9 protein-coding genes are annotated in these 8,855 nt (G+C 70.0%); 3 read left to right on the top strand and 6 right to left on the bottom strand.

Translation table 11 applies throughout. From position 1 onward, the window contains the following. The 3 genes from VGT06_00565 to VGT06_00555 all read left to right on the top strand — a co-directional run. Nucleotides 1-1,694 (top strand): ABC transporter ATP-binding protein (locus VGT06_00565; GenBank protein ID HEV8661626.1); only part of this gene is annotated, 1,694 nt, incomplete at its 5' end. A 29-nt stretch (nt 1,695-1,723) separates the two neighbouring features. Further along, nucleotides 1,724-2,152 (top strand): CopD family protein, encoded by a 429-nt coding sequence (locus VGT06_00560; protein ID HEV8661625.1) that lies wholly within the window; start codon nt 1,724-1,726, stop codon nt 2,150-2,152. Nucleotides 2,153-2,185: 33 nt separating this feature from the next. Next, nucleotides 2,186-2,740 carry a hypothetical protein gene (locus VGT06_00555; GenBank protein HEV8661624.1) on the top strand — a complete coding sequence of 185 codons (555 nt, stop codon included), beginning with the start codon at nt 2,186-2,188 and terminating at the stop codon, nt 2,738-2,740. Between the two features lie 42 nt (nt 2,741-2,782). Here VGT06_00555 and VGT06_00550 read toward each other — a convergent pair whose 3' ends face one another. The 6 genes from VGT06_00550 to VGT06_00525 all read right to left on the bottom strand — a co-directional run bounded on the left by VGT06_00550 (nt 2,783) and on the right by VGT06_00525 (nt 8,672). After that, entirely contained in the window at nt 2,783-4,231 is a 1,449-nt protein-coding gene (locus VGT06_00550) for a 4-hydroxyphenylacetate 3-hydroxylase N-terminal domain-containing protein (GenBank protein HEV8661623.1), read from the bottom strand. A 13-nt stretch (nt 4,232-4,244) separates the two neighbouring features. Beyond that, nucleotides 4,245-4,652 (bottom strand): hypothetical protein, encoded by a 408-nt coding sequence (locus VGT06_00545; protein HEV8661622.1) that lies wholly within the window; start codon nt 4,650-4,652, stop codon nt 4,245-4,247. Nucleotides 4,653-4,765: 113 nt separating this feature from the next. Further along, nucleotides 4,766-5,074: an antibiotic biosynthesis monooxygenase gene (locus VGT06_00540; protein HEV8661621.1), complete on the bottom strand. Its 309-nt coding sequence runs from the start codon at nt 5,072-5,074 to the stop codon at nt 4,766-4,768. Between the two features lie 43 nt (nt 5,075-5,117). Next, on the bottom strand, nt 5,118-6,464 hold the full coding sequence (locus VGT06_00535) for a TldD/PmbA family protein (GenBank protein HEV8661620.1): 1,347 nt from the start codon (nt 6,462-6,464) through the stop codon (nt 5,118-5,120). Between the two features lie 11 nt (nt 6,465-6,475). Then, the gene (gene tldD, locus VGT06_00530) at nt 6,476-7,927 is read right to left on the bottom strand and encodes a metalloprotease TldD (GenBank protein ID HEV8661619.1); all 1,452 of its coding nucleotides are present in this window, start codon (nt 7,925-7,927) and stop codon (nt 6,476-6,478) included. Nucleotides 7,928-7,937: 10 nt separating this feature from the next. Next, nucleotides 7,938-8,672: an SDR family oxidoreductase gene (locus tag VGT06_00525; protein ID HEV8661618.1), complete on the bottom strand. Its 735-nt coding sequence runs from the start codon at nt 8,670-8,672 to the stop codon at nt 7,938-7,940. Nucleotides 8,673-8,855 lie beyond the last annotated feature (183 nt).

Below are 8,855 nucleotides of genomic sequence, written 5' to 3'. Positions count from 1 at the left end.
GGGCCGTGGCCTTCGCCTTCCTCTGCCTCCTCTTGGAGAAGGGCGCGGAGCTGGCGGGGCCGATGCTCATCGGCGGGGCGCTGGACGCGGCCGTTCTGCACCGGGACGTGGTCTCCCTGGACCGCTACGCCCTCCTCTTCCTGGGGAGCGTGCTGCTGGCGTTCGTCTTCAACTACCTCCAGACCCTGACGGTGCAGCAGACCGGCCAGCGGGCGATGCACGATCTCCGGCAGACGCTCTTCACGCACCTGACGCGGCAGGACCTCGCCTTCTTCGACAAGAACCCCGTGGGTCGCCTCATGACTCGGGTCATCAACGACGTCGAGAACCTGAACGAGCTCTTCTCCACGGGGCTCGTGACGTTCCTCGGAGACAGCCTCACGCTGGTGGGGATCGCCGCCGCCCTCCTCTGGCTCGACTGGCGGCTGGCCCTCCTCACCTTCCTGGTGGCCCCCGCCCTCTTCGTCCTGACGGCGGCCTACCGGCGGCGGGCGCGAGCGAACTACCGGGAGACCCGGAAGGTCCTGGCCAGGCTGAACGCGTATCTCCAAGAGCACATCTCCGGGATGGCGACGGTCCAGGTCTTCGGCCAGGAGCTCCGCGCACAGGACCGGTTCCAGGAGATCAACACCCGCTACCGGGACCTGCAGGTCCGGTCGGTTCGGTACAATGCCCTCTTCTTCCCTGTCGTGGAAGTCCTGAGCGCCCTCAGCGTCGGCCTCATCTTCGCCGCCGGGGGCTGGCTGGCCGGGGCCGGGGGGGTGGCCGTCGGCGAGGTGGTGGCGTTCATCCTCTACGTGCAGCGGGCCTACCGGCCGGTCCGGGACCTGGCCGAGAAGTACAACATCTTCCAGGCCGCTATGGCGTCGGGGGAGCGGATCGTGACCCTGCTGGAGACCCATCCCACCCTTCTGGATCCCGCGATGCCCAGGGCGTCGGCCCCGTTCCGAGGCGAGGTGGAGTTCCAGGGGGTCTCATTGGAATACGTCCCCGGGGAGCCGGTCCTGCGGGACGTCTCCTTCCGGGTCGCGCCCGGCGAGAAGGTCGCGCTCGTCGGCGCCACGGGAGCGGGAAAGACCTCCCTGATCTCGCTGCTCTGCCGGTTCTACGACGTGACGGCGGGGCGGATCCTGGTGGACGGCATTGACATCCGGGAGTGGGACCGGGTCACCCTCCGCCGCCAGTTAGGCCTGGTCCTCCAGGACGTGTTCCTGTTCTCGGGGGACATCGCGGGCAACATCGGGCTTGAGGACCCCCGCATCAGTGCGGAGGCGGTGGAAGCGGCCGCCCGGCGCGTCCGCGCGGACGCCTTCATCGGGCGCCTGCCGGGCGGCTATGCGGAGCCGGTCCAGGAGCGGGGGGCCACCCTCTCCCAGGGGGAGCGGCAGCTCCTGGCGTTCGCCCGGGCGCTCGCCTTCGATCCCAGGATCCTCATCCTGGATGAGGCGACCTCCTCGGTGGACACGGAGACCGAGCGCCTGATCCAGGAGGCGCTCCAGACCCTGCTGCAGGGCCGCACCGCTCTCATCATCGCCCACCGCCTCTCCACCGTGCGGTTCGTGGACCGGATCCTGGTGGTCCACCGGGGGCGGATCCGGGAGGAGGGAAGGCACCAGGACCTGCTCCGGCGGGGGGGCATTTACGCCCGGCTCTACCAGCTCCAGTATCTGCCGCAGGAGGTGCGGGCGGGATAGTATTCATTCATTCGCTGCGGGAGGGACTCATGCCTAAGGGGCTCGCCTTCGTCCTCACGCTTCACCTGACCGGGATCGTCTTCTGGGTCGGAAGTCTCATGGCCCGGGTCCTCATGCTGGGTCGGCTCGCCGCTCCGGGATCGGCCGACGCGCGCCCGGTGGTGGCCGTGCTCCATCGCCGCCTGCACCTGATGGTGGAGGTCCCTGCCTTCAGCCTGCTCTTGATCGCCGGCCTCGCCCTCCTGCACCTGACCCGCACCTCCCTCACCGCGCCCTGGCTGCTGATCAAACTTCTCTTCGTGGCCATCCTGCTCGGCCTCGACGGCCTGGTCTCGGTCCAGATCAAGCGGGCCGTCGCCGGGAAGCGGATCCCCGCCTCCCAGCCGGTCCTCTACGCCATCGCGGTCGTGGTGGGGACCGCCCTCATCATGTACCTGGTCCTGACCAAAGGCGCCTGACCTCCGGTCCGCCGCCCGCAGAGGAGATCATCCATGCTCATGCTGGTCATTCTGGCGGTGGTGCCGGTTCTGGCCATCGCCGTACCTGCTCGTGCCGTGGGGCAGCACACGCTGCTCTCCCCCTATCACAAGCAACACACATCCGAGATCCGCGGGCTCTCCGCCGAGGAGATCGAGGACCTCCTGGCGGGGCGCGGGATGGGACTGGCCCGGGCGGCCGAGTTGAATGGCTACCCGGGTCCACGGCACGTCCTGGATGTCATCGAGGCGGGGCAGGTATCCCTGACCGAGGAGCAGGCTCGGGCGGTCCGGGTGCTGTTCGAGCAGATGTCGCAGGAGGCCCGGCGGCTGGGGGGTTTGATCTTTCAGGAGGAGCATGAACTTGAGGCGGCGTTCGCGCAGGGCGCGATTGACGAGGCGCAGCTTCGGACCCGCGTGGAGCGCATCGCGGCGCTTCGTGGCGAGCTCCGGTTGGTTCACCTGAGAACCCACGTCACCACTCGCGCCCTTCTGAGTGAAGGGCAGATCCTGCACTACAACCAGGTGCGCGGCTACAGTACGGAGGGTCACCGGAAGCAGGGGCACTGAATTGCCCGGCGCTTCGGGCGCACGGGTCGGGGCAGCAGGGCCCTACGTCTGGGGGATGCCGGCCAGGCGCTTGGCGTAGGCGACGGCCGGCTTCGGATCGTAGGCGCGGTAGGCGGCGAGCTTCTCCGCCTCGATCGAGCCCTCGGCGTGGATGGCCAGCACGGCCTGGTAGCCGCCGAAGTCCGAGGCGGTGAGGTCCTGGATCAGGTTCATCAGGCGCAGGCGGTGCTCCGCCGGCACCCCCTTGGCCCCGCCGAAATAGCGCTCCAGGTAGGGGCGCGTCTCGGGGCTCTCCCAGTCCTCCTGCCCGGGGCCGGTCACCAGCAGGCCCCCCGCGATCTCCTGGAGCCAGGCGACCGCCTGGGCGTAGCCGCTCGCGAAGTGGTGCTTGGCAAGGTTGACCAGCAGGGGACTCGGCACGGCGATCCCCGGCGGCACCGTCCGGCACCCGAGCGCCGCCTGGCGGATGAGCGCCCGGAGCGTCTCGGCGTAGGCGATGAGGTGGATGAGCTTGTCCCGGATGTGCCCGACCTTGTCGAGGCCGTTGTACTCGGCGATGAGGCGGGCGGTCCCCACCAGCAGGTCCACGAGCGGCAGCTTGTAGGAGACCGCGGTGAACCGGTGGAACTCCACGAAGGTGAGCGCGAGGGGCCCGGCGTACTTCCACTCCCCCTTGAGGAAGACCCGCTCGTGGGGGACGAGCACGTCCTCGAAGACGGTGAGGGTCTCCATCATCTTGTGGGCTGCCGTGATCGGAGACTCGAAGGGCCGGGACCGCGGCGCCCCATAGGGGCTGGCCAGGAGCTTCAGTCCCTTCGCGTTGGCCGGGACGGCGAAGGCGACAGCGTAGGCAGCGTCCTGCTCCGTGAGGGCCCGGGTCGGCAGGACGATGATCTCGTTGGCGTTCGTGGAGACCGAGGTGTGGACCTTCGCCCCCCGGACGACGATCCCCTCCGGGCGCTCGTCCACGATCCGCAGGTAGTAGTCGGGGTGCGCCTGGGCCGCCGGCCCCAGGCTCCGGTCCCCCTTCACGTCCGTCTGGGCCACGGCCATGGCCAGGTCGTTGTCGCGGCAGTGGCGATGGAATCGCCCCACGCGCTCGCCGTATGCCGTCCCGAGGGCCTTGTCCATCTGATCGGCCAGGATCTGCAGGGCGAAGAGGGCGTCGGTCCCGATCTCCTTGATCAGGACCACCAGCGTTGCCCCTTCCCGCGTGGCGGCCTCGATGAGGGCACTCCGCTTCAGGAGATCGTCCGCGGTTCGGGGAATGTGGAAGTACCGGCTGATGGGCTCGCCCGTCTCCGGGGACTTGACGACGGCCAGCTCCCGCGTCTCCGGCCGGTCCGCCATCTCGTAGTCAATGCAGGCGTGCTCGATGGCCACCCGGATGACCGGGTGCGCCGTCACGTCCGCGACCCGCTCCCCCCGGTAGAAGACCACCCGCCCGTCCCGCAGGCTCTCCCGGTACTGCGCCGCCGTCCGTAGCGCCATGGCCGACTCCCCGTCACTTGGTGAGCTGAAGCGTTCGGGCGGGAGATTTCATCCGTCCCGTCCACACCCCCATGCCGAGTTGCTCCCCCTTGTAGATGCTTGAATACTCGACTTCCACCGTGTACGTCCCCCCCTCGGTAAGCTCGAACCATTCGGCCAGGTCTATTTCCAGTCCGACCTTCTCCTCCGCGGGGATCTTCCGGAAATCGCGAGGGACGAGTCCTGGCGGTCGGTTGCCCTGGGGGACGATCCCCCGTCTGAGGGTTCGCCCCGAAGGTGCCACGATTTGGACATCGAGCATGCTCTGCTCAAGGAAGCCAAAAGCGATGTTGATGACGACGGTCTCTGGAGATCGGTTCTCGAACTCCACGCTGACGGGTACCGGGCCCGGGAGAGGAAAGGACTGTTCTTTGAAGGTCACGTCGAGTTGCAATGCGGCGGGCGATTCTCCTGTCGAAGATCCTGCAGCCGCGAGCAGGAGAAGCGCCAGAGGGAGGATGAGTCGTGATCCCCGGCGGACCGCAGGGGCCCGGGTCACGCCTTCCGCTCCACGTGCTGGACGATCTCGTGCATCTCGAAGACGTTCGGGCCGGAAAACATCTCCTTCGGGGGCCGCTGCGCATGGGCTTCTCGGAACTCCGGGCTCTCCGTCCAGGCGTCGAAGTCCTTCGTCGACGCCCAGTAGGTCAGCACCACATAGTAGTCGCTCTTCATGGGGCGGAGGATCTCCAGGCGGACGAATCCGGGCATGTGCTCGACCAGGCGGGCCCGACCCTCGAAACGCTGCTCGAAGGCCCCCTCCTGGCCCTTTGTCACCTGGATCCGGTTCGAGACGACAATCATGGGCTGGCTCCTCTCGAAGGTGCCGTGGCGGCGGCCTGGGGTCTCAGTGGCCGGCGACGGTCATCCGGCCGATCTTGAGGGTCGGGGCGGCGAAGCGGCCCCGCAGGACGGGGTCGTGGCCGACCATCTCGATCTGGCGGAGCATCTCGTTCAGGTTGCCGGCGATGGTGATCTCCTCCACCGGGTACGCGACCTCGCCCCCCTCGATCCAGAACCCGGCCGCCCCCCGGGAGTAGTCCCCGGTCACCAGGTTGACCCCGAAGCCGATGAGCTCCGCCACCAGCAGGCCGTGGTCCACCGACCGGAGGATCGCCTCCGGGGAGTGGGGGCCGGGCTGCAGGAAGAAATTGGTCGCGGTCACCACCGGCGCATCCCCGACCTCCCGGCCGGCGTTCCCGGTGGAGGCGAGGCCCAGCTTGCGGGCCGAGTAGCTGTCCAGGAGGTAGCTCTGCAGGACGCCGCGCTCGACGAGGACGGTCCGGCGGGTCGGGAGGCCCTCGGCGTCGAACGGCCGGGAGCCGAGCGCCCCCGGGAGGGACCCGTCGTCCACGACCGTGACGGCAGGGGAGGCGATCGTCTCCCCGAGACGGCCGGCCAGGAACGAGACCTTCCTGTAGATGGCGCTGCCCGAGGCAGCCCCGGCGAGCATCCGCAGGAGACTCGCGGCCACCTCCGGTTCGAAGATGACTGGGACCTCCTGGGTCGGGACCTTCCGGGCGTTGAGCCGCCGCACGGTCCGGGCTGCGGCCGTCCGCCCCACCGCCTCGGGGGTCTCCAGGCCGGCCAGCTTCCGGTGGGCGCTGTACCAGTAGTCGCGCTGCATCTGGCCGCTCACCGAGGCGACCGGAACGACCGTGAGGACATGGCTGCTCGAGCGGTACTCCCCCTGGAAGCCGTGGGTGTTGGCGTAGCAGATGCGGGCGGCGCTCGCCTCGAACTCTCCGCCCTCCGAGTTGGTGATCCGGGGGTCGGCGGTGAGGGCGGCCTCCTCGGCGCGGCGGGCGAGGGCGATCCGGTCGTCCAGGGGGAGGCCGAAGGCGCTTCCGTCGTAGAGGTCCAGGTCGGGGATCTCGCGCGCGAGAGCGGAGGGGTCCGGAAGCCCGGCGGCGGGATCCTCCGGCATGGCCGCGGCCATCGCGCACGTCTCGTCGAGCAGGCGGGCGAGGGAGTCGGCCGAGAGGTCCGACGTGGCGGTGACGGCCGAGCGCTGGCCGAAGAAGAGGCGCAGGCCGAGCCGCCGCTCCCGGGCCTGCTTGACCTTGTCTACGGCTTTGAGGCGGACCTGGACGGCGAAGGTGTCCGACTCCACCAGGATCGCGTCCCCGGCCGAGGCCCCGCGGCTGCGCGCGCGCCTCAACAGGTCGCTCAGGAGGTCGGGTCCATCCCGCATGCGCTCTGTGCCTATCTCGCGGCGGTGCCGCCGACCGTGATGCCGTCAATCCGGATCGTCGGGAGGCCCACTCCGACCGGGACCGACTGGCCGTCCTTCCCGCAGGTGCCGATCCCCTCGTCCAGCGCGAGGTCGTTCCCGACCATCGTGACCCGCGTCAGGACATCGGGGCCGTTCCCGATGAGGGTCGCCCCCTTCACCGGGACGGTGATCCTCCCGTCCTCTATGAGATACGCCTCGCTCGCGGAGAAGACGAACTTCCCGCTGGTGATGTCCACCTGGCCCCCCCCGAAGGAGACAGCGTAGAGGCCGTGCTTGACCGAGCGGAGGATCTCCTCGGGCGGCGTGGTCCCGGCCAGCATGAAGGTGTTCGTCATCCGGGGCATGGGGATGTGGGCATAGGACTCCCGGCGGCCGTTGCCCGTCAGGGGCATCCTCATCAGCGCGGCATTCAGGCGGTCCTGGAGGTAGCCGCGCAGGATCCCGTTCTCGATCAGAACCGTCCGGGAAGTGGGGGTCCCCTCGTCATCCACGTTGAGGGAGCCTCGCCGCCCCGGCAGGGTGCCGTCGTCCACCACGGTGCAGAGGGGGGAAGCGACCCGCTCCCCGATGCGCCCGGTGAACGCCGAGGTCCCCTTCCGGTTGAAGTCGGCCTCGAGCCCGTGCCCCACCGCCTCGTGGAGCACAATGCCCGGCCAGCCCGGCCCCAGGACGACCGTGAAGGTTCCCGCCGGGGCCTCCACCGCCTCGAGGTTGAGCAGGGCCTGGCGGGCCGCCTCCCGCGCGTACCGGGCGAAGCGCTCCCCCTCCAGGAAGAAGCCGAACTCCGCCCGGCCCCCCCCGCCGAAGCTCCCGATCTCCCGCCGGCCGCCCGCCTCGGCGATGCAGGTGACCTGGAGGCGGGTGAGGGGCTGGATGTCCCCCACGGCCAGGCCGTCGGCGGTGGCCACCAGGACGATCTTGTGCTCCGCGGTGAAGGAGGCCATCACCTGGGTGACCCGGGGATCCACGCTGCGGGCCACCCGGTCTACCTGCTCGAGGAGACTGAGCTTCTCGGGCAGGCTGGCCTCCGTCGGCGGGCGGGCGATGGGGTAGAGACTGTGGGGGCGGCCCCCCGGGAGGGCGACGGGCACCGGCCCTGTCCCCCCGGCCCGCTCGGCGATGGCCCGGGCGGTGCGGGCCGCCAGCTCCACGCGCTCCACCGTGATCTCGTCGGAGAAGGCGTAGCCGGTCTTCTCCTCCGCCGTGGCGCGGACCCCCACCCCCTGGGTGATGTTGCGCGTGGCCCTCTTGACCTGTCCCTCCTCGAGCGCGAACCCCTCGCTCACCCGGTACTCGAAGTAGAGGTCGCCGTAGTCCACCGGCTTGCCCAGGAGGTTCCCCAGGACGCGCCCGATCTTCTGCGGCGAGAGGCCGAACCGGTCCTCGAAGAAGTGCTGGGGCTTGACCGGGTGCCTGTCCATGGAAACTCTCCTAGGTCAGCGACCGGCCCCCGTCCAGGGCGAGCACCTGCCCGGTCACGAAGTCGGCCCCCTCGAGCAGGAAAAGGACCGCCCGGGCGACGTCTTCCGGTGTCCCGGTGCGCTGCAGCGGCGTCCGGCGGAGCTCCCGCTCCCGCGCCTCCACCGGGTAGTCCTCGGGCCAGAGGACCGTCCCGGGCGCGATGGCGTTCACCAGGACGTCCGGGGCCAGCGCCCTGGCCAGGCCCCGCGTGAGGGCGATGAGGCCGGCCTTCGAGACGCAGTAGGGGATGTAGCCGGGGAAGGGCCGCTCGGCCGAGATGTCGGCCAGGTTCACGATCCGCCCCCCGCCGCCCCGGAGCATGAGGGGCGCCGCCGCCTGGGCCAGGAGGAAGGGCGCCCGGAGGTTCACGGCCAAGATCGCATCCCACGCTTCGGCCGTCACCTCGCCGAGCGGGGTGCGGGGGAAGATCGCCGCGTTGTTCACCAGGATGTCCAGGCGGCCGAAGGCCTCCTCGGCTGCTCGGACGAGGGGGGCCGCGGCCGCCGGATCGGCCAGGTCGGCCCCGGCCGGGACCGCCTTCACCCCCAGTCGCGCCGCCTCGGCGGCGAGCGCCCGGGCCTCCGCCGCCGCGGTCCGGTAGTGGAGGACGAGGTGGCACCCCCGGGAGGCCAGGGCGGTTGCGATGGCCCGGCCCACCCGGCGCCCGCTGCCGGTTACCAGGGCCACCTTCCCGCGGATCTCCACGCGCCCTCCTAGTGCCGGGCCAACTGACATCGCCTCACTTCGTTCTCGGTCGTCGGCGGTCCTCAACGTACAAACTGCGTACGCCTCCGGCCGCCTCCTCCCTCGGGCCTCGTGATGCTCGTCATTTGGCCCGGCACCCCATCGGCTGCCTACACACGGCAGTAGTTCGCTTGGGTTACGCTA

Source organism: Candidatus Methylomirabilis sp., from assembly GCA_036000645.1.
Taxonomy (GTDB): domain Bacteria; phylum Methylomirabilota; class Methylomirabilia; order Methylomirabilales; family JACPAU01; genus JACPAU01.
This window is presented reverse-complemented; position numbering and strand designations above follow the sequence as displayed.